The 19,830-nt window shown below is 45.7% G+C and carries 24 protein-coding genes; 12 read left to right on the forward strand and 12 right to left on the reverse strand.

Translation table 11 applies throughout. The features are described 5' to 3' along the window. Positions 1–19: 19 nt before the first annotated feature. Together A9236_RS03355 and A9236_RS03360 are read right to left on the reverse strand one after the other, a co-directional pair. The gene (locus A9236_RS03355; protein WP_071465442.1) at positions 20–454 is read right to left on the reverse strand and encodes a YbgC/FadM family acyl-CoA thioesterase; all 435 of its coding nucleotides are present in this window, start codon (positions 452–454) and stop codon (positions 20–22) included. Between the two features lie 6 nt (positions 455–460). Then, on the reverse strand, positions 461–907 hold the full coding sequence (locus A9236_RS03360; RefSeq protein WP_071465443.1) for a GNAT family N-acetyltransferase: 447 nt from the start codon (positions 905–907) through the stop codon (positions 461–463). Between the two features lie 168 nt (positions 908–1,075). On the opposite strand from A9236_RS03360, the gene A9236_RS03365 reads away from it, so the two are divergent. Further along, positions 1,076–1,657 (forward strand): hypothetical protein, encoded by a 582-nt coding sequence (locus tag A9236_RS03365; protein ID WP_071465444.1) that lies wholly within the window; start codon positions 1,076–1,078, stop codon positions 1,655–1,657. 84 nt (positions 1,658–1,741) lie between these two features. On the opposite strand, the gene A9236_RS03370 is transcribed toward A9236_RS03365, so the two are convergent. Further along, a complete protein-coding gene (locus A9236_RS03370) occupies positions 1,742–2,566 on the reverse strand; it encodes a substrate-binding domain-containing protein (RefSeq protein WP_071465445.1) in 825 nt (274 codons plus the stop codon). Between the two features lie 99 nt (positions 2,567–2,665). Here A9236_RS03370 and modA point away from each other — a divergent pair, with 99 nt between their 5' ends. Further along, on the forward strand, positions 2,666–3,421 hold the full coding sequence (gene modA / locus A9236_RS03375) for a molybdate ABC transporter substrate-binding protein (RefSeq protein ID WP_071465446.1): 756 nt from the start codon (positions 2,666–2,668) through the stop codon (positions 3,419–3,421). Here the strand turns inward: modA and A9236_RS03380 are convergent. Both A9236_RS03380 and A9236_RS03385 read right to left on the reverse strand, forming a co-directional pair. Continuing rightward, entirely contained in the window at positions 3,418–4,035 is a 618-nt protein-coding gene (locus tag A9236_RS03380; protein ID WP_071465447.1) for an FMN-binding negative transcriptional regulator, read from the reverse strand. The two genes, modA and A9236_RS03380, sit on opposite strands and share 4 nt — an antisense overlap. A gap of 44 nt (positions 4,036–4,079) precedes the next feature. Then, positions 4,080–5,420 carry a carbohydrate porin gene (locus A9236_RS03385; protein WP_236638684.1) on the reverse strand — a complete coding sequence of 447 codons (1,341 nt, stop codon included), beginning with the start codon at positions 5,418–5,420 and terminating at the stop codon, positions 4,080–4,082. A gap of 248 nt (positions 5,421–5,668) precedes the next feature. On the opposite strand from A9236_RS03385, the gene A9236_RS03390 reads away from it, so the two are divergent. The 3 genes from A9236_RS03390 to A9236_RS03400 all read left to right on the forward strand — a co-directional run bounded on the left by A9236_RS03390 (position 5,669) and on the right by A9236_RS03400 (position 8,994). After that, a complete protein-coding gene (locus A9236_RS03390) occupies positions 5,669–5,914 on the forward strand; it encodes a FeoA family protein (protein WP_071465448.1) in 246 nt (81 codons plus the stop codon). After that, entirely contained in the window at positions 5,907–7,820 is a 1,914-nt protein-coding gene (locus tag A9236_RS03395; RefSeq protein ID WP_083393478.1) for a ferrous iron transporter B, read from the forward strand. Before A9236_RS03390 ends, A9236_RS03395 begins: the two co-directional genes overlap by 8 nt. A gap of 130 nt (positions 7,821–7,950) precedes the next feature. Then, positions 7,951–8,994, forward strand: coding sequence for a fumarylacetoacetate hydrolase family protein (locus tag A9236_RS03400; RefSeq protein ID WP_071465450.1), 1,044 nt, complete (start codon positions 7,951–7,953; stop codon positions 8,992–8,994). 71 nt (positions 8,995–9,065) lie between these two features. Here the strand turns inward: A9236_RS03400 and A9236_RS03405 are convergent, their stop codons facing one another. Further along, positions 9,066–9,953 carry a fumarylacetoacetate hydrolase family protein gene (locus A9236_RS03405; protein WP_071465451.1) on the reverse strand — a complete coding sequence of 296 codons (888 nt, stop codon included), beginning with the start codon at positions 9,951–9,953 and terminating at the stop codon, positions 9,066–9,068. A 111-nt stretch (positions 9,954–10,064) separates the two neighbouring features. Between A9236_RS03405 and A9236_RS03410 the strand changes: the two genes are divergently transcribed. The 3 genes from A9236_RS03410 (at position 10,065) to A9236_RS03420 (ending at position 12,694) form a co-directional block, all read left to right on the forward strand. Beyond that, on the forward strand, positions 10,065–11,051 hold the full coding sequence (locus tag A9236_RS03410) for a tripartite tricarboxylate transporter substrate binding protein (protein ID WP_071465452.1): 987 nt from the start codon (positions 10,065–10,067) through the stop codon (positions 11,049–11,051). Continuing rightward, positions 11,048–11,848, forward strand: coding sequence for a class II aldolase/adducin family protein (locus A9236_RS03415; protein ID WP_083393479.1), 801 nt, complete (start codon positions 11,048–11,050; stop codon positions 11,846–11,848). The genes A9236_RS03410 and A9236_RS03415 overlap by 4 nt, the downstream gene beginning before the upstream one ends. A 105-nt stretch (positions 11,849–11,953) precedes the next feature. Then, the gene (locus tag A9236_RS03420; protein WP_083393480.1) at positions 11,954–12,694 is read left to right on the forward strand and encodes a hypothetical protein; all 741 of its coding nucleotides are present in this window, start codon (positions 11,954–11,956) and stop codon (positions 12,692–12,694) included. 19 nt (positions 12,695–12,713) lie between these two features. Here the strand turns inward: A9236_RS03420 and A9236_RS03425 are convergent, their stop codons facing one another. Genes A9236_RS03425 through A9236_RS03440 form a run of 4 tightly spaced genes read right to left on the reverse strand, consistent with a single transcriptional unit; the run spans position 12,714 to position 15,033 of the window. Next, on the reverse strand, positions 12,714–13,145 hold the full coding sequence (locus tag A9236_RS03425; RefSeq protein WP_143070577.1) for a DUF6152 family protein: 432 nt from the start codon (positions 13,143–13,145) through the stop codon (positions 12,714–12,716). A 33-nt stretch (positions 13,146–13,178) separates the two neighbouring features. Beyond that, positions 13,179–14,006 carry a hypothetical protein gene (locus tag A9236_RS03430; protein ID WP_071465454.1) on the reverse strand — a complete coding sequence of 276 codons (828 nt, stop codon included), beginning with the start codon at positions 14,004–14,006 and terminating at the stop codon, positions 13,179–13,181. A 16-nt stretch (positions 14,007–14,022) separates the two neighbouring features. Continuing rightward, on the reverse strand, positions 14,023–14,529 hold the full coding sequence (locus tag A9236_RS03435) for a DUF6644 family protein (protein WP_071465455.1): 507 nt from the start codon (positions 14,527–14,529) through the stop codon (positions 14,023–14,025). A gap of 18 nt (positions 14,530–14,547) precedes the next feature. Beyond that, on the reverse strand, positions 14,548–15,033 hold the full coding sequence (locus A9236_RS03440) for a DUF6644 family protein (protein ID WP_071465456.1): 486 nt from the start codon (positions 15,031–15,033) through the stop codon (positions 14,548–14,550). Positions 15,034–15,110: 77 nt separating this feature from the next. Here A9236_RS03440 and A9236_RS03445 point away from each other — a divergent pair, with 77 nt between their 5' ends. Both A9236_RS03445 and A9236_RS03450 read left to right on the forward strand, forming a co-directional pair. Then, on the forward strand, positions 15,111–16,103 hold the full coding sequence (locus A9236_RS03445) for a tripartite tricarboxylate transporter substrate binding protein (protein ID WP_071465457.1): 993 nt from the start codon (positions 15,111–15,113) through the stop codon (positions 16,101–16,103). A gap of 5 nt (positions 16,104–16,108) precedes the next feature. Continuing rightward, a complete protein-coding gene (locus A9236_RS03450; RefSeq protein WP_071465458.1) occupies positions 16,109–16,819 on the forward strand; it encodes a haloacid dehalogenase type II in 711 nt (236 codons plus the stop codon). 22 nt (positions 16,820–16,841) lie between these two features. Here the strand turns inward: A9236_RS03450 and A9236_RS03455 are convergent, their stop codons facing one another. After that, positions 16,842–17,840: a tripartite tricarboxylate transporter substrate binding protein gene (locus tag A9236_RS03455; RefSeq protein WP_071465459.1), complete on the reverse strand. Its 999-nt coding sequence runs from the start codon at positions 17,838–17,840 to the stop codon at positions 16,842–16,844. Between the two features lie 106 nt (positions 17,841–17,946). Here A9236_RS03455 and A9236_RS03460 point away from each other — a divergent pair, with 106 nt between their 5' ends. After that, complete coding sequence (locus tag A9236_RS03460) at positions 17,947–18,261, forward strand: SemiSWEET transporter (RefSeq protein ID WP_071465919.1); 315 nt, start codon at positions 17,947–17,949, stop codon at positions 18,259–18,261. Next, a complete protein-coding gene (locus A9236_RS03465; RefSeq protein ID WP_071465460.1) occupies positions 18,258–18,950 on the forward strand; it encodes a fumarylacetoacetate hydrolase family protein in 693 nt (230 codons plus the stop codon). Before A9236_RS03460 ends, A9236_RS03465 begins: the two co-directional genes overlap by 4 nt. A 13-nt stretch (positions 18,951–18,963) precedes the next feature. Here A9236_RS03465 and A9236_RS03470 read toward each other — a convergent pair whose 3' ends face one another. Continuing rightward, positions 18,964–19,743 (reverse strand): enoyl-CoA hydratase/isomerase family protein, encoded by a 780-nt coding sequence (locus A9236_RS03470; protein ID WP_071465461.1) that lies wholly within the window; start codon positions 19,741–19,743, stop codon positions 18,964–18,966. Positions 19,744–19,830: the final 87 nt, after the last annotated feature.

Raw genomic sequence — 19,830 nt, forward strand, 5'->3', positions numbered from 1 at the left:
TCGCACTCCAGTTCTCGCATTACTGATTGGGGAAAAACCAATCAGGCCAGGCCTTTGGTTTCAGAGTGGTTGTGTCTACACAAACAATATGCAAAGTAGCGCTAGCAATGACTTGCAATTCTTCGCTATCCGGCAGCTTTCTCTGTGCATTTTGTTTTACTGAAACCTGTGTGCGACCACGGTGTTCAATGACTTGGTCAATATAGAGAATGTCATCCAGGCGACCTGGCTTATAAAAGTTCATCGTCAGTTCGCGCACAGGCATCACAATATTGTGCTCATTTATCAGCTTGGTAGGGCTCAGGTTGTATTGCGCCAACCACTCTGCACGGCTACGCTCAAAAATTTCTAGGTAACGGCCGTGATATACGAAGCCAGCAGCATCTGTATCGGAGTAACAAACCCGATGAACATAAATGAAGGGTAAGGCGCTGGATGTGGAAAGGGCGGTCATAAAGAGTTAAATTGATTTAGGCAATATGAGCATCATATTACGATGAGGGATGCCTGCTTCCTCATACATAGGCCCTTGAACAAGAAAGCCTAGCTTTTCATAAAAGGGGATGGCAGATACTTGGGCGTGCAAGTTAAGGGTGCTCGCACCTAGAGACTTTGCTCGATCAATCAGGGTTTTTAAGATCTCCAAGCCAATGCCTTGCCCCCGGAAATTAGCCAATACCGCCATGCGGCCAATTTGAAAAGACTGCAGTCCCGAATCCACTAGCCTGGCAGTCCCTACGCACTGGTTTCCTAGGAGGGCGAGTACATGGTGTGCCGCAGCATCAAACTCGTCTAGCTCCATTTCTTCAGGCACCCCTTGCTCGTCAATAAATACTGCTTTGCGAATGCGAAAAGCCTCTTGGGAGGCTTGAGTCCAAGGTTTGATGAAGATTTCTAGGGAATTCAATGGATTAAGAGGCTTATGAGTGGGTTAACTGGGCTTAATTTACCAAATATGAGTAGCGTGAAGGGTTATCGTTCGATACCGCACAAGATAAGACTCAATCCATGTTTACAATGAATTAGAGGCTTCTTTTGGGGCCCATCTAAATCCTTCACTCAATTAGGAGTTATCTTGAAGAAATCTTTACTGGCTAGTTTATTTGTTGCTGTAGGCATTGCTTGCGCATCTTCCGTTTTCGCACAATTGCCAGCAAAAATGTTGCCATTGGCAGCTGATGTTGCTGTATTGAGCGCAACGGTTGATTCTGTTGATGTTAAAAAGCGCATTGTTGTGTTGAAAGATGCTAATGGTAATTTGGCGCAGATGAACGTTGCTAAATCAGTAAACGATTTGGATAAAGTTAAAAAAGGTGATGTGTTCTTGGTTGAGCATGCACAAGCGATTGCAATCGGCTTAACTGCTGCTGGTAAAGATGCTAAGCCAGGTGTTTCTGGTGTACGTTCTGTAGTGATCGCTGGTAAAGGTTCTGCTAAGCCATTCGAAGAGACAACAGATACGATTTATGCAACTGTAAAGATTACAACAATCGATCAAAAAACCCGTATCGTGACTTTCACATTGCCAAGCGGCGAGAAACAAAAGGTTAAAGTTGATCAATCTGTTCTCGGTCTTGAGAAATTCAAGGCTGGTGATGACGTAATGGTTGAGTTTGTTGACGATACTGCTATTGGTTTCATGACGCCGAAGAAGTAAGCAGCATACCGCCAGTAGATATGCTGGTGATAAATAAAAAGCCCGCAGATGCGGGCTTTTTTAATGATCAGTCTCTACTAAGAATTACCTCTTAGCATTAGGAAAGAAAAGTTGTTCGCCACCAATTTGGTAGCTGGCAATGACATCCTGACCATTCTTGGAAATCAGCCAATCAATAAAGGCTTGGCCTTCGGCTTTTTTCACAGATGGGAACTTGGCAGGATTTACTAGCATCACACCATATTGATTAAAGAGCTTCGGATCACCTTGAACCAAGATTGCAAGATCACCACGATTTTTAAAGCTAAGCCAAGTAGCCCTATCAGTCAGGATGTAGGCATTCATAGCGGAGGCGGTATTCAGGGCGGGACCCATTCCTGAACCTGTCTCTTTGTACCAAGTCTGGCTTGGTGAAACAGTGATACCAGCCCCTTTCCAATAGCGCAACTCAGCTGCATGAGTGCCGCTTTTATCGCCACGGGATACAAAAGGAGTTTGCGCTACTGAAATCTTTTGCAGTGCTACTTGAATATCTTTGCCACCGCCTACTTTGGCAGGGTCAGACTTTGGTCCTACCAAGACGAAGTCGTTGTACATCACTTCATTGCGTTTGTTGGAGTAGCCCTCTTGAACAAAGATCTCTTCAGCAGGTTTGTCATGGACAAACACCACATCTGCATCACCACGACGGCCAATGTCCAGCGCTTGACCAGTGCCAACTGCAACTACTTTGACGGTAATCCCAGTTTTCATCTTAAAGATAGGGAGGATGTATTCAAACAAGCCAGATTGCTCGGTAGATGTAGTGGAGGACACCACAATACTTTTTTCTTGGGCGATTGCGAGTGAACTAAAGGTCGGGGCAGCAAGAAGAGCAGCCAAAAGAAGGCGGAAAAATACGTTTTTCATCTGATAATGACTAGGTTTGGTAAATTTCTATCATCGCATAAATTAGCCGAGCCATTTGGGGGCAATATTTCTTGGGCATCCGCTAGAATAACTTCAACCATGCACCTTCGAATAACTTCCATATTGGCTTTGCTCTTTTGCTCGGTCAATCTTGTTTTCGCTCAGAGCGCAACAGTTGCCGTTGCTGCCAATATGAAAGATGCTTTCTCTGAAATTGCAATTGCTTTTAAGGCTAATGGTAAGCAGGGCATGAGGGTAGTTTATGGATCTTCCGGAAACTTCGCCACTCAGATTATGAATGGCGCGCCATTTAATCTCTTTATAGCTGCTGATGAGCACTTTCCTCTTGAGCTTTATAAGCATGGTAAGACTGTAGATGAAGGTGCGGTATATGCAACTGGTAAGTTAGCCATCATCGTTAAAACATCATCCGGAATTGTCTTGGCGGATAACAAAGCGGATATCGCTAAGGTTATAGCTAAAGCTAATAAAGTAGCTATTGCCAAGCCTGAGTTGGCGCCCTATGGCAAAGCAGCTGTTGAATATCTCAAGGCAGAAGGCTGGTGGGATCTTGCTAAAGACAAGTTGGTCTACGGAGACAACATTGGTGTCGCCACAACCTATGTCGTTACTGGTGCTGCCGATGTTGGGTTTACTGCTTTTTCTTTGGCCAAGTCACCAGAGGTCGCAAAAGAAACCAGCTTCTTGTTGATAGATAGCAAGCTCTATGAGCCCATCAAGCAGCGCATGGTTTTAATCAAGGGTGCCTCTCAGGAGGCAGTCGATTTATACCAATTTATGCAAGGCGTTCAGGCTCAATCCATATTACGCAAGTACGGCTACAGCACGCCTTAACGCATGTATTCCCGCATGGCTTGCAAGATCTCTTGCGGCGATTGTTCAAGCTTCGCTACGACAGCGTCATAGTCTTCTGCAGGGCGGTTTTGGCTAAGCTTGAACTTGCCAAGCAAACTTTGAACATCAATCTCAATTCCAATAATGGCTTTGAGCATCATCTGCACATATTCTTCGGGGGCGTCATCTAGCTTCCAGTCTGATTGGTATGTAGGTTCATGAATATTGGTCATTTGAGCTACATGATTTCTAAGCCACTGCGGATCATCAATGAGTTTGATGTTGCCTTGTGCATGTACGACAGCATAATTCCAGGTAGGCACTACTTTGCCAGTTTCTTTTTTGGAAGGGTACCAAGCTGGTGTGACATAAGCTTGTGGACCATTGAAGATCGCGGTTATCGCTGTATTGCTGCTGGCAGCAATTTTCGCTAATGGATTAGTTCGGGCGATATGACCATAGAGCTTGCTTCTATCGCTACTGAGCATCAATGGCAAATGGTTGACTTCTAATTGATTCTCTAAGCTGCCAACAATGGTTGCTAATGGATATTCAGCGATGAGCTGTGCCAGTAGGGCTGGGTCATCAACTGCAAAGTGTTTTGGTAGGTACATAGCGCTTGACCTTGGTGGTATTTCTGAAAAGAGTTAAGCGTATCTTACATCTCAATATGGGCGCGTAAACCAAAGAAATTGACGGGTCCACGATCTGCGTTATATGCAGGATTGGCTATGCGCTGGTAGTCTGCTGAGAGCGATAGGCTTTTATAGACATTCCAGCTATAAAAGGTCTCAAATATTTGTTCTTTCTTGTAATTAAGCCTGCCATCACCAATAAACATAGTCACGCCACCTTGTTGTAGATAGGCAATTTGCTGGGAAGAGATGCCATTTAATGCCGCACCAATTCCGACAGTATCTTGAGGTCTACCCCAGCTTGTCCCTTTAATAGATAAGCCGCCGGATAAAGAATTGCTGATGTCAGTAAATGCTTGAGTTTCAGTTTGACCATTATTCCAACTCCACCTTGCAAATGCGCCAATATTTTCGGTGATCGCTTGTTCGCCGTTTAAGGCGTAACCCCATTTGGTTTGATAACCATATCTCGTATTGAGGATGTCTGGCGTTGTATTTGTTTGCTCTCCAAAAGCAATTGCATTGTTATAGGTCGACATAATTCCGCGATTCTGAAAGACCAAGACTCTTGCTTTACCAGGTTGCCCATTAATGGTGTGGAGGTGAGTAAGCTCGACAGTGTTGCCATATTGCTGCGTCAGGTCGTAATCTAGGGCCAATGAGTTTGGTGTCTTAGGCATTGCCAAGCGCGCAAGACGCATGACCCATTCTTCATCATGGTAGTACTCGCCTACAAAGCCATAGGTATAGCCGCGTGAGTTTGCAGCATAGTCGTAAGCACCGCTGGCCATTAAAGACCAGTTTAAAAACTGGGTGCGGGGATCATGGCTATAAGTATTGGCATCAAAGAAATCGAGTGCCGAGAAAGTTCCGTAACTGACTACTAGGCGACGTTTATCTACGTTCCCAGCCAATTGATTGGCAACACCTTCAATATGTTCTTGTCCACCACCTAGGCCAAACGTTTGGCGCAAAAACATTCTAGCCATGTAATAGATTGGTGGAATGGCAGTGCCTTTTTGTAGCTCACCATTGCTAAAGCCCCCTAAGCCACTCAGACCGGAGAAGGGGATGCCTTCAAACATTTCTGGGTTGATATAAGCTTCAGCGCCTTCCCATAATCTAGCCCCTAAAAATGCAGTTGCAGAGAAGGTATAGCTCTTAGTGATATCACCATCACTTTTATTTAAAAGACTTTTGGCTCCGTAGTAGGGGGAGTTGAAGTTATTTTTAAATTGATTGATGTAGGTTGTTTGCCCATGAATGCTCCACCATTCGGTTTCCCCTTCTAAAGGAGATGAGCTATTAATCATTGGAGAGCTGCTCACAGGTGACTCGGCCAAGATGATTGGGGTATCGCTCACCGGGGATTCCGCATGAGCAGTGGAACATATCCCCAGCATAAATAGGGGCAAAAGCAAGGTCCTGAGAATACTTAATTCAACATTAATGCCAAATCTGCAAATTCCTTTGCGATAGGTCAAAACCTGTTTTTTTGTATGTGAGAACATGTTTTTACTAGATTTAGCCACTTTGTAAATGAGAACTATTCTCAATTATAAGGTATATAATGAGAATCGTTCTTATTAATTGATAAAAGTGACAATCCTCCATGCATTTGGACCAGGTTGATTTAGATGCCACCTACCGTGTCTGTTCGGTAAATGCCCCCAAGGGCGCGCCCCAAATTAAGGGGCAGCTGGAGGATATTGGCTTCTTGCCAGGCGAGCAGGTCACGCTGCTCCGCAAAGGCTTGCTGAAAAAAGGACCCTACCTAGTCCGAGTTGGAGCCTCCACTTTTGCATTGCGTCAATCAGAAGCAAGCATGATTGAAGTTGAGTCAGTGGCACATGCCTGAATCCAGAGTCCACTTTTTTCCTAGCGAGCCTCTAGTCGCGCTATTGGGTAATCCTAATTGCGGAAAGACGGCCCTATTTAATTTGCTAACCGGCAGCCGACAAAAAGTAGCAAATTATTCAGGTGTCACTGTAGAGCGCAAAGAAGGGCGCTTAACTCTCGACTCCGGAAAAAATATTCGCGTTCTAGATTTGCCGGGTGCCTACAGTCTTTATCCAAGATCCTTGGATGAGCGCGTTACTTGTAATGTGTTGCTAGGTAGAGCGGAGGGTGAGAAACGTCCTGACTTAGTACTTTGTATATTAAGTGCCATGAACCTGAGACGCAATCTGCGCCTGGTTCTCGCCGCTAAGCGCTTGGGACTTCCCTGTGTGGTGGTGCTCAATATGCTTGATATTGCCAAGCGTCAAGGGCTGCGGATTGATACTGCCGCACTCTCGCATGAGTTGGGCTTACCGGTAATCACGAGTGTTGGCATTCAATCTAATGGTGCAGATGAGATTAAGAATTTCTTATCAGAATTAGATTGGAAAAATCTCCACGCTTTACGAACTGGCACTAGTGATGCCACCCTCGAAAACGTAGCATCCCATATTGCTCATACGGAATCTGACAATGTGCAGGTTCAGCGTATTTTGCAGAACTTGGGCCTTGATCAAATCATTCCAGACCATTTCAGCGATCGCCTAGACGCGGTGCTGTTGCATCCAGTATTGGGCCCTATCATTTTGGTGGCCTTGCTCTTCTGTATATTTCAGGCGGTCTTTAGTTGGGCAACCTTGCCAATGGAGCTAATTAAGACCTCTGTTGAATACCTCGGTGCCCAAATTGGCGCGCTATTGCCGGACACTTGGTTGCGAAGTCTCTTGATTAACGGAATTTTGGCTGGCCTTGGTGGGGTAGTGATTTTCCTTCCGCAAATTTTGATTCTGTTCTTCTTCATTCTTCTGCTTGAAGAGTCGGGCTATCTTCCAAGGGCTGCTTATTTATTGGATAGGGTAATGGGTTCGGTAGGTCTATCGGGCCGTTCTTTTATTCCACTACTTTCCAGCTTTGCTTGTGCGATCCCAGGGATCATGGCAACGAGAAGTATCTCCAATGCGCGCGATCGCTTGGTGACCATCTTGATTGCACCAATGATGACCTGTTCTGCGCGCTTACCGGTATATGCTTTACTAATCTCTGCATTCATTCCAGAGAAAAAACTGTGGGCCACGATTGATTTGCAGGGCTTGGTATTGTTCTCACTCTATCTTGCTGGCATCTTTGGCGCTATGGCTGTAGCTTGGATCTTGAAACGCTTTACAAGTGAGCAGTTCAGAATGAACGCACTCATGATGGAGTTACCTAGCTACCACATGCCACGCATTGGCAATCTTGCTATTAGCTTGTGGCAACGTGCAGAAATTTTCTTACGCCGTGTTGGTGGGATCATTTTGATCATGACTATTGGGCTTTGGATTCTGTCCAGTTTTCCACTGCCACCCGAGGGGGCAACGCTATCTCCGATTCAGTACAGTTTTGCCGGAATGATAGGGCAGGCATTAGCGCACGTATTTTCTCCCATCGGATTTAACTGGGAGATTAGTATTGCTTTGGTACCTGGTATGGCAGCCCGCGAAGTGGTAGTGAGCTCACTGGCAACCGTATATGCCTTATCAAGCTCGAGCGCAGATGCAGCTGAGGCTCTGATTCCACTGATCTCCTCGGGCTGGTCATTAGCAACAGCGCTTTCACTCCTAGCCTGGTTTGTCTTTGCACCTCAATGCCTTTCGACAATTGCTGCTGTCAAACGTGAGACGGGTGGCTGGAAGATTCCAATCATTATGCTGAGTTACTTGTTCGGATTAGCTTATATTGCTTCATTCATTACCTACCGAATAGCGATCTTCTTCGGTCTAGGTTAAGGCTCCCCTAGTAGTAGCTCATCTAGCTAATATTTTTGCTGCACCACCGCATAATTTGCTGCAGTAATATTCCTTTTGTAGTGACATATTAGAAATAAAAATAATTCACAAAAAGCAAAAGGAGATTTGAATGAGTTCTCGTCGTCAATTTATGAAAACTGCTTCAGCAGCTGGTGCTGGTTTAGTAGCAGCGTCTACCATGGGTGTAATGAATGAAGCATCTGCACATCAAACTTCTGTTTGGGGTGGTGAGCCTTATACGGGCCCACGCGAAATGGTAAAGAACAGCAAAATCCTTGCCATCATGAATGCCGATGGCACAGAAACTTTGGGCGTAGTTACTGCTAAGGGGGTGATTGATGTTCGTGCTGTTGCTAAGAAAATGAAAATTGCAGCACCAACAACCTTAGACCAATTGCTACAGGAGGGCAATGCTGCAGGATTTAATAAAGTAGTTGCGAGTGCCGATAAATCTGGCGTGCCTTACTTAAAAGAATCCGATATCACTTTCGGCCGCCTCTTTAAGAACCCTGGAAAGATTGTGTGCGTGGGCCTGAACTATCGCCAGCATGCAGATGAGGTGGGTATGGCTCGTCCTAGCGTGCCACCATTATTTAATAAGTACAACAATAGCTTGGCAGCACATAATTGTTTATTGCAAATTCCACCGCCCTCAGTTTCTTATAAGTTGGATTATGAGACGGAGCTCTTGATTGTGGTTGGCAAGCAAATGCGTAATGTCCCTGAATCTGCTGCCTTAGATTATGTAGCTGGCTATTGCACTTCCAATGACTTTTCATCACGTGATCTACAGATTGAGTTACCTAGCGGTCAGTGGATGATTGGTAAAACTTTAGACCAATATGCGCCGATTGGGCCATACTTCGTGACCTCAGATTTAGCTGGTGATCCAAATAATATGCAGGTTAAAACCTGGGTAAACGGCGAGCTGCGCCAGAACTCAAATACCTCTGACTTTATTCACAATACCCAGAAGATGTTGTCCTACATCAGCACCTATTGGACTCTAGAGCCGGGCGATATTGTCTTTACTGGTACCCCGCAGGGTGTGATCTTAGGAATGCCAAAAGATAAGCAAGTATGGCTTAAGAAGGGCGATAAGGTTGTGAGTTCAGTTGGTCAACTTGGTGAGTTGAAATTTACACTCGCCTAAGCGAAGGAGTAGCCCCATCAGAAAAGCCACCCTAGGGTGGCTTTCTTTTAACTAACTCAAAACCGTTTTACTTAATTAGCAACAAACGTATTTTCAAGTTTGCCAATGCCACCCATCTCTACAACTACAACATCACCATTGACTAAATATTTTGGTGGCTTAAAGCCGATACCAACACCCACTGGTGTGCCGGTAGCAATGAGATCTCCAGGGTAGAGGGTGATACCAGCAGAAACCGTTGCAATCATGTTTGGAATATCAAAGATCAAATCTTTTGTATTGGAGTTTTGACGTAGTTCACCATTCACCCAGCACTTCACAGAAATATCCTCAGCATCAACCTCATCAGCGGTCACTACCCAAGGACCCATGGGGCAGAATGTGTCGAAGCTCTTGCCTAAAAACCATTGCTTGTGACGTTGCTGCCAATCACGTGCAGTCACATCATTGATGGCGGTGTAACCCCAAACGTGCTTCATGGCATCTGCTTCGCTGATGCCCTTGCCGCCTTTACCGATCACAATCGTTAATTCCGCTTCATAGTCAATGCAGGTAGAGACGGCAGTGGGAATAATGACATTGGTATTGGGACCGGTCACGGACTCTGGCGGCTTAGTAAAGAAGATTGCGTGGCTTGGAATGTCTTCGCCAGGCTTAGCGCTCCCATCAAAGCCGCTGTTAGAAAACTCTTTTGCATGCTCGTGGTAATTTTTGCCAACACAGAATATATTTCTGCGAGGTCTTGGAACGGGGGCGAGCAGACGAATATCGCTCAATGCGTGAGTCGCAACTGGCTTAGGTAATTTACCTGCTAGGTCGGATTTGAGAATGGCAACAATGCCATCTTCACTCACATCCACGCCCAAATCGAGTTCCTGCACTGTCTGCCCATCGGCTGATACTATCCCGACACGAGTCTTGGACGGCTCTTTTGCTAAAGAAAACGCTGCGTATTTCATGATTGCTATCTCCGTTGGGGTTATAACTACACTAACCCCTGTTTATAGTGATAATTCTTGTAGTAGGATAAAGAATATAAATAATAACGAAATTACATTTTCGAGACAAAAATGAGACAAAAATTCATAGTCAGCTATGCGCTGGGCTGCATCGCAAGCGGTTTCTTAGCAATCTCTGCGTTTGCCCAGACCCCGGAGCCATGGCCAACCAAGGCAATCACAATGGTAGTGCCATTTCCTCCGGGCGGGGTAGCTGATGCTGTTGGTAGACCGGTAGCTGAGGCGTTCTCCCGAATTTTGGGGCAACCCGTGATTGTTGAGAACAAAGCAGGTGCAGGTGGCGGCATTGGTATGGCTGCAGTTGCAAGAGCAAAGCCAGATGGCTACACCATTTTGATGGCGCTCTCTTCTATTTCTATTATTCCTGAAGCAGATAAAGTAGTAGGGCGCGAACAATCCTTTCAGTTAAATCAACTGAAACCAATTGCTCGTTTTACGGCGGACCCAACTGTATTGGTAGTGCGCGCTGATAGCCCATGGAAAGATTACAAATCATTCGTGACGGCAATGCGCGCCAATCCCGGTAAGTACAACTTCGGCTCTTCTGGAAACTATGGAACGATGCATGTGCCCATGGAGATGCTTAAGTCTTCTGAAAAGTTCTATATGGTTCATATTCCCTACACTGGAGCCGGTCCAGCGATTGTTGGCCTGCTAGGTGGGCAGGTGGATGCAATTGCGACTGGACCATCTTCGATTGTTCAGCAGATCAAGGCAGGCAAGGTCAGGGCATTAGCGCACTGGGGTGATGGCAGATTGGCAAGCATGCCAGACGTGCCTAGCTTTAAAGAGATGGGTGTGAAGGTCGAGTTCTCACAATGGGCAGGATTATTTGTGCCTAGCGCCACACCTGATTACATTGTGACCAAGTTACGTGAAGCCTCTAAGCAAGCTGCAAACGATGAACGCGTGCGCTCAGTGATTAATGGTGCAGGTAGCCCCATTCAGTATATGGATGCCCCAGAATTTAAAGTCTACTGGGATAAAGAATCGGCGCAAATGGGTGAGGTCGTGAGAAAAATTGGAAAGGTTGAATGATGAAAAGAATTCTGATCTCATTACTATTGCTGGGCATAGCCAATGCGAATGCTGCATCCGTTCAAGAGCAAATGGAGCAAGACCCCAAGATCAAAGCAGCGGTCGAAGAGCTAGTAATTGCAAATCATATTTTGTATGACCAAAACGCAGTCGATGGTTACGGTCACATTAGTGTTCGCAATCCAGCCAATCCCAATACCTTCTTTTTGGCTCGTAGTGTTGCTCCATCAGTAGTGCAGGTAGAGGACATTATGGAATTTGATATGAACGGCAAGGCACTCAATGGCGATACTCGAGTTGCCTATGGCGAGCGCTTTATTCATAGTGGCATTCTAAAAAATCGTCCCGATATTAATTCAGTGATTCATGGGCATGCGGCCCCAATACTCCCTTTTGGTTTAACGGGCACTACGCTTAAGCCCGTGTATCACATGAGCGCATTCTTAGGTGAGGGCGCCCCTATTTTTGAGATTCGTAATTTTGCCAAACCCAATCCTGATACCGATATGTTTATCAGTAACGTGGATTTAGGAAATGCGCTATCTCAAACCATGGGACTACAGTATTTTGTCTTGATGCGTGGCCATGGATATGCTGCAGGAGCTGACTCGATTAAAAAAGCAGTCTTTAGAGCGGTCTATGCAATCCAAAACGCTAGTATTCAGAGTGAGGCGATGAAGATGGGGCAGGTTCAATACTTGACGCCTGGCGAAGCGGTAATTTCACAAGAGACCATTGAAAAGACGATTGGACGTCCGTGGCAGCTCTGGAGTGAGCGCGTCAAAAAACCGCAATAGTTGTTAAACTCATGCATCATGAAGATGCAGTCAATTGGGCTTAGGTCGCTGATACAGCGGCTTCTAAAGCTACTCCTCGCCCCAACAATCATTTTGGCAAGCTTAATGCTGTTGCCCACTGCGGCAATGGCGGTGCTGCAAGATGAGATTCAGGTGTATGACGATGAGATTAATGCTAAGGGTGAGCAAAGTCTTGAGTTGCATGTGAACAATACGCCAAGAGGAATTCAAACGCCGAGCTATCCCGGCGAGGTCATGAATAACAGCAACACGCGCATTACGCCTGAGTATGCATATGGTCTTGGACATGACCTAGAGGCAGGCTTATATATTAATTCAGTTGTCAACAACTCCACTTGGAACTATGCAGGCGCGAAAGTGAGATTGAAGTGGCTCCCTTACACCGAAGAAAAGGGAGATCCTGTATTTGCGGGTCTCAATGTTGAGGTATCTAACACACTCCCGCAATATGAGCCTTCTCGCTATAACTCGGAAGCGCGCTTTATTCTGGGTAAGCACGTCGATAAATGGCTCTTTGTAATCAACCCAATTTTTGATCAACCGCTATCGCAACCCTATGTCCATCAAGGGCCCTATTTCAATACGGCAATACGTGCATCTCGTGAAGTTGCGCCGAACTGGGCACTTGGCGTTGAATATTATTCAAACTACAACCAAGTCTTGTCTGGGCCAGTAGTTTGGCCCAATACACAGCAATTGGCGTTCTTAAAAGTCTATTGTGATACTGGACCTTTGCCTTTCCAAGCCGGTATAGGCAAAGGTTTTACTAATAGCAGTGATACATTGACGCTGATGGCAATCATCTCTATCCCGCTACCCAACTAAAGCGAGATAGAGAGAGTTTTTATTTCTGCTCGCGGTCTTCCAGGTTTGGACTTTCTTGTGCGCGAATATCAGCGGTATAGAACTTGCCGGTATCTGTTAAGGTGATCTTCTTCAGGTAACCACCCTTGTTGCCATTGCGAAGTGGGTAGAAATCAACCGATACCTTATCTCCTGCTTTGATGGAGTTTCTAGTCCAGCCGCCCGCACGAGTCAGGTTGCCAGGACTTGATACCTCCATAATCCAAAGCGCTGGAGTATCGCCATCTTTGAGGGTGCCCGTGACAAAGATACCAACGTGTGGGTTAGTCCATTGCACTTCTTTGACTACCCCAGTAATGGTAATGACTTTATCTCGGTCAAACATGGTGGTGGCATGGTGCGCTAAGGCTAGTGCTGACGCTGATAGCGCGATGACAAATACCGCTAGTCTCGTTAATGTGCTTACTTTCAAGATCTTATCTCCTAAGAATGATGTCTATATAAATTATTGAGGTGGAATGCGATTGCCGCCCACATCGTATTCGACAGGAACGAAAATATCATTGCCACGTTTATCTTTGCCTGGGGCAAATGAGCCCTCTAAGCAAACACCCTCGACGATATCGTATTGACGAGCGCGTTGACGGAAGTAAATACGAGTTGTTTTCCAAGGCTTGGTTAATACGTTGGGAGCAATGATTTCAAGGTCATCATGCAATTCATTTTTACCCACTAAATGGATGCGTTCGATGATATGCATATCGCCATTGTTCGGAACACCAGCAGCTTCGCTAATCGCAATATAAGCCTGCGGTACAACGCCAACAGTATCGACTACTAGCGTATCGCCTTCCCATTTACCAATGGAGTGACCATGGAAAGTAGGATCTGGATCTTCCGGGTGGGGTCGACCATCGGTATAGATACGGCGCAAACGATTGCCGTCAGATTCTCCTAGGAGAGTCACTCTACCCGGGGTGAACAAGACTTCCATAGCATTGTGGGTAACCAACATCCATGCGGGCATCGATTCAGGCAAACAGTTCACAAATAGTGGGGGAGGTCTACCAGCCTTTTCTTCTGCAAGCTGATATTGGATGAGTTCATTGGCTGCAGGAGTCCAGGGCGGCATATTGGTTTTAGCCTGCTTATCTTGATCTGAAATTTTTGGATTCCAAACACCACTCCAATCAGGAAGTTTGGCTAAATTATTCCAGTCCTTAGTGGTGGGCGGTGGATTGATCACTGGCTTAGTCGACTGTGCATGAGTTGCATTAGCTAGAGCTAACCCAAATCCTGCTGCCAATAACAGGCTGAGCATTTTTCTTTTCATTGTCTCCCTCTCTTTATTATGAAACTGCTAATACTGGTTCAAGCGTAAAACCAATCCATCGTCCAAAGAAAATAATGCTCACCCACAATGCTAGTGAGATAGCTCCAGATAGGCGGGCAGAAGTAGGTAGCTGTTGATAGTGATTCCAGCTATCAATATTTTTGCCAATGATGAATTGAAAGCACATCATATTTACACCAGCCAAGCCGAGCAAAATCATTTTTCCTAGAAAATGAAAGTTCTGGCTGTAGCTCAGGGCATTCGAAGTAAACAAAAGGGCGCCCGTTACGGCTGCGACTAAAAATGCCATCCAGGTAATCGGTAAGAGCTCTTTGCTGATATTGCTGATTGGGCGATTGAGGGCGCGAATACCAATCAAGCGCAAATCTACTAGGGCAATAGAGCCAATTACTAGGGTTACTGCGAGCACATGTAAGGACTCAATCCAGGGAAAGAGAATTTCGTTTTCACGAATGGTTTCGGCAACCGGGTTGCCATAAATCAAAATCAGAATGTCGTTCATCTTTTTTGTTCTTATGAGTTATGCGTATGCAATCCAACGGCCTGCGGCAACTATGCCAATCCACAATGCCAGAGAAACGATGGATAACAATCGGTTGCCTAAATCTGCGTGAGCATAAGAATGGTTGTTGCGCCACGTTTTTTGAAAGTGTAGGGTGATGAGTATTACTATCGCTAGCATCAACATTTTCAGCTGAAAGGCCGGGTTGGTTAATGATCTTGCAGGCTCACCCACAATCATGATGCAACCAGTAATCAGCAGAACTGGTAAGGCGAACCAAATTAACGCTTGGTAACGAGTGATGACTGTTGCAATCGGCTCGCTTTGCCCATGAATACCAAGAATCCTCAGATTAATTAGGAGTACCCCCACTAGAACTGATGCAATGGCCAGAATATGGATGCTCTGCATAGTGGCAACAATCCAGAGATTATCTTGAATGACTGCATTCAGAGAGGTGCTCTCCAGGTAGTAGCAGAAGTGGAGTAATGCAGAATTTTGCATAGATATAAACAATTATTTAATATTTGTGAGAAGAGTTTATATTACTCAAATAACTAGAAAATTTTATCGGAGACACCATGACACGGATTTCTACCAAACTTCGTAGATGCTTGGGTATTTTTGCTGCAGTTGCAGCATTTTTATCTCTAGCTTTGCCTGTGAATGCTGCAGAGCCATTCCCTAATAAACCCGTAAGAATCATCGTGACTGCTGCACCAGGAGGAACTACCGATATCTCGGCGCGCGCACTCTCGGAGGCCTTAGGCAAAGAGCTCAAGCAATCAGTCATTGTTGAGAACAAGGCGGGTGGTGCTGGCATTATCGGCATTCAAGCATTGCTCTCAGCACCCGCTGATGGATACACCATGGCAATGGGCAATATTGGCCCTAATGCGATTAACTACAGTCTTTATAAAAATCTTCCCTATAAGATGGAAGATATGGAGCCAATCACGATCGTGATTGCAAATCCTAACGTCTTGGTTGTTAACCCAGAAGTGCCGGCGAAGACGGTTGCTGAGCTGGTTGCTTTGGCGAAAGCCAATCCGGGCAAGTACTCATTTGCATCGTCTGGGCGCGGTCAGTCTATTCATATGTCTGGCGAGTTGTTTAAGACACAAGCAGGAATCGATATTATTCATGTCCCATATAAAGGGGCTGGCCCAGCTTTAGCGGATCTATTGGCCGGTCAGACCAGCATGATGGTGGATAACTTACCTAGCTCAATGCAGTACATCAAGTCTGGAAAATTACGCGCTTTGGCCGTGACTAGCAAGAACCGTGTTGCAGAGTTGCCAGATGTACCTACCATGATCCAATCGGGCTATCCTAATTTTGATGTGACTGCCTGGTTTGGTTTGTTTGTTCCAGCAGGAACACCAAAACCAATTATTGATAAGCTCTATGTTGCCGTGAAGAAGGCGCTCGAAACCCCTGAGATTAAACAGCGCTGGAAAGATTTAGGTGGCTGGGCAGTCGGCGATACACCAGCCAATACCAAAATCTTTATTGCTGCAGAGAAGAAGAAGTGGGAGCAGGTAGCGCAGCAAGCCAAGATTGAAGCTGAGTAAGACAGGTGAATAAAAAAGCGCTTCCTAAGGTACTAGCATTTGATGTGTTTGGGACTGTGGTCGATTGGCATGGTTCTATTTCTGCAGAGGCGGCACGCATCAATCTTCCAGTGGATCCAAATGTCTTTGCAAGCGCTTGGCGAGATGGTTACAAACCGGCGATGGCAAAGGTACGCTCTGGGGAGTTAGGCTGGACCAAGATTGATGATTTGCATCGCATGATCTTGGACCAAGTGTTGCAGCAAATGAAGATTGAGACCTTAAATGAGGCTCAAAAACGAGATCTCAATTTAGTTTGGCATCGCTTAAAGCCTTGGACAGATACAGTTGAGGGGCTTACTCGACTCAAAAAACAATTTACGATTGTCACGCTTTCAAATGGCAATCTCGGTCTCTTAGCTAATATGGCAAAAAATGCAGGGCTACCATGGGATTTGATCTTATCCGCAGAAGTCTTTCGCCATTACAAGCCTGACCCAGAAACGTATTTAGGGGTGGCGTCTACCTTTGATGTCCAACCAGAAGAGGTGATGTTGGTTGCTGCACATAAAGATGACCTAGCAGCTGCTAGCAAGTTAGGTCTACAAACTGCTTTTGTTGAACGTCCACGTGAGTTTGGCCCCACTCATCAACGCAATGATTTGCAGGTAGAAGAGTGGGTGGATTATCACGCAAGCGATTTCAATGCGCTCGCGGATCAACTCGCTAGTAAATAAAGCAGTTTTTAAAGCTGAAGACTTAATCAGCCTTTACATTCGCATCCTTAATAACTTTGCTCCACATGTTGATTTCGCGGGTAATGCGCTTGCTCGAGTCTGCTGGAGAAAGATAGTTTCCGTATACGCCTGCAGCAAGCATGCGCTCCTGAACATCAGGACGTTGCAAGATGGTCTTGATGTTAGCGCTCAATTTATCAATGATGGGTTTTGGGGTTCCAGCGGGTGCTTCAATACCAAACATACTCACCACATCAAAGTTAGGCAAGCCTGTAGCTTCGGTAATGGTTGGTACATCTGGTAATTGGCTGATGCGTTTAGAGGTGGTGACAGCGAGGGCTCTTAATTGACCGGCTTGAATAAATTGCAAAGCCGCTGGTACGGTTTCTGACATCGTTAGAACCTGTCCACCAACTAAATCTGTCATGGCGGGACCGCTACCTTTGTAAGGCACATGCAATAAGTCAAGACCTAGTTGATAGCGGAACATTTCCATTGCCAAGCGCTGAGGAGCGCCAGCACCAGAGGATGCAAAGGTCAGTTTTCCTGGATTGGCTTTGGCATAAGCAATGAACTCTTTCATATTCTTAACAGGGACAGAAGGATTTACAACAAAAACTAAGGGGACAACACCCACAACTGCCACTGGTGTGAAATCTTTCTCAAGGTTGTACTTAATTCGGTCTTTATCAAGAATGGCATTAATGGAGTGAGAGGTGAGTGCACCCATTAATAAGGTATAGCCATCAGCAGGTGACTTGGCAACCATATCGGCGCCAATATTGCCGCTGTCACCAGCACGGTTATCTGCGATTACCTGTTGCGTGAGGGTTTTGGAAAGCTCTTGCGCCATGATGCGGCCAATCACATCAGTTGCACCGCCAGGAGGATAGGGAATGACCAGGCGAATTGGCTTATCCGGATAATTTTTGATGGCTGCCTCACTTTGGGCAAACACGGGGCTAGCGATCAATATGGCGCTTATGATTGCGCCAATCCACTGCTGATATTGTTGTCTCATTTTGTATTTTTAGCTTTAAGTTGAACTGCAAGCATCCATTATGTACAGAAAATGCCTTCCTGCGCTAGATCAATGACTACCGAATTTCCTTAATTACAATCCAATGATGAGTCTTGAACCCCATCAAATAGAGATCATTGGCTATTGCGCCGCTTTTCTCACTACAGTCGCTTTTTTGCCTCAGGCGATCCGGTCCTGGCGTACCAAAGATCTCTCTGGAATCTCCCTGGGGATGTATGCCTTGTTTACTGTAGGTGTAGGTTTATGGTTAGTCTATGGTCTTATTATTGAGAAGTGGCCCTTGATAATGGCCAACGCCCTGACTTTTGCTTTGGCTCTCAGTATCTTGCTACTCAAATTGCGTCATACTTCTAAAACAGAAATACAGCAACACCAAAATCCATTGAAAGGTAAGTCATGAGTTCAGCTTTTGTTATCGATGCCCCAGTTCAAATCTCTTTGCCGGTGACTGGCGATAGTCGTCGCTTTGCAGTCAATCGCATTTATTGTGTAGGTCGCAATTATGCTGACCATGCGCGTGAGATGGGACATGATCCTGATCGTGAGCCGCCATTCTTTTTTATGAAGCCCGCAAACTCTATCGTTACTGATGGCAAAGACATGGCTTATCCTGCTTTATCAAATGATGTCCACCACGAAATCGAAATGGTTGTCGCCATTGGCAAGGGTGGCGCCAATATTGCTGCTGATAAGGCCTTAGATCATGTCTATGGCTACGGCGTTGGCTTGGATATGACTCGCCGTGACTTGCAGGGTGAGGCTAAAAAGATGGGGCGCCCTTGGGATACCGGCAAAGCGTTTGATCAATCTGCTCCCTGCGGTGAGATTACCCCTGTCAGTCAGTGCGGTCACCCAGCAAAGGGCCCTGTAAAGCTTTTGGTCAATGGTGAAGTTCGTCAAGAGGGCGATCTCAATCAGTTGATCTGGAATGTACCAGATACTATTGCCTACCTCTCAACACTATTTACTTTGGAGCCAGGCGATTTAATTTTCTCAGGCACTCCTGCAGGCGTAGGCCCTGTGAAAAAAGGGGATGTATTAGAGGGTAGTGTTGCTGGATTGAAAAATCTGAAAACTAAAATTATTTAATACCATTTAAATCTTACTTGCCCACCCACTTCGGTGGGCGCCCCTCCAAGAAGGCATTCACGCCTTCCTTAAAGTCCTGACTGTTATAGGTCTCACGCATGAGATCACTACAGTCAGGCAGATTGTTCTGCAACAAACGCGCGATGGTTAACTTGCTTGCTTTTTGAGTAATCGGCGCAAGAACTGCTAGCTTATGGGCTAGAGTATCTGCGGCACTGGTGATGTTCTGAGCATCCACTGTTTCATAAAGATAGCCTGTTGCGAGTAACTCTGGTGCTTTGATGAGTTCACTTGTCAGTAACATTTTTTTCACCATCGGTATGCCTAGGTGCGCGCTAATCCAAGCAAGGTTGCTTGGTGATAAACAGTTTCCTAAGGTGCGCGCAACTGGAATACCAAAGCGTGCTTCTGGTGTGGAGATGCGAAAATCACAAGCTGTCGCAATCAGAAGACCGCTACCCACTGCCAAGCCTTCGATCAACGCAATTGTAGGCATAGGTAATTGTTGTAATGAACTAAAGATCTGGTCGACAGCCACTTCATAGGCCTCATCTTTTTTCATTGCCACAAACTGCTCGATATCACTCCCTGATACAAATGCTTTATCGCCAGCACCCCTCAATATCATTACACGAATGTCATGATTGCTGGCTAGTGAATCACAGATGACTTTGAGTTCTTCATACATGGGCCATGTCATGGCGTTACGGGCAGCGGGATTATTAAAGGTAAGCCTTGCAATCGGTCCATCAAGAAGGAGGTCTAAGCAGGGTGGGGTGGAGTCTCTAGTCATTCTTGGCATTCTAAACATAAGACCACTTTCTAAGCCCTGAATTTACTGGTTTACCCATCCCCGGGAGTCCTGCGCTAGAATTCATTT

Origin of the sequence: Polynucleobacter sp. QLW-P1DATA-2 (assembly GCF_001870365.1) — a bacterium.
GTDB lineage: Bacteria > Pseudomonadota > Gammaproteobacteria > Burkholderiales > Burkholderiaceae > Polynucleobacter.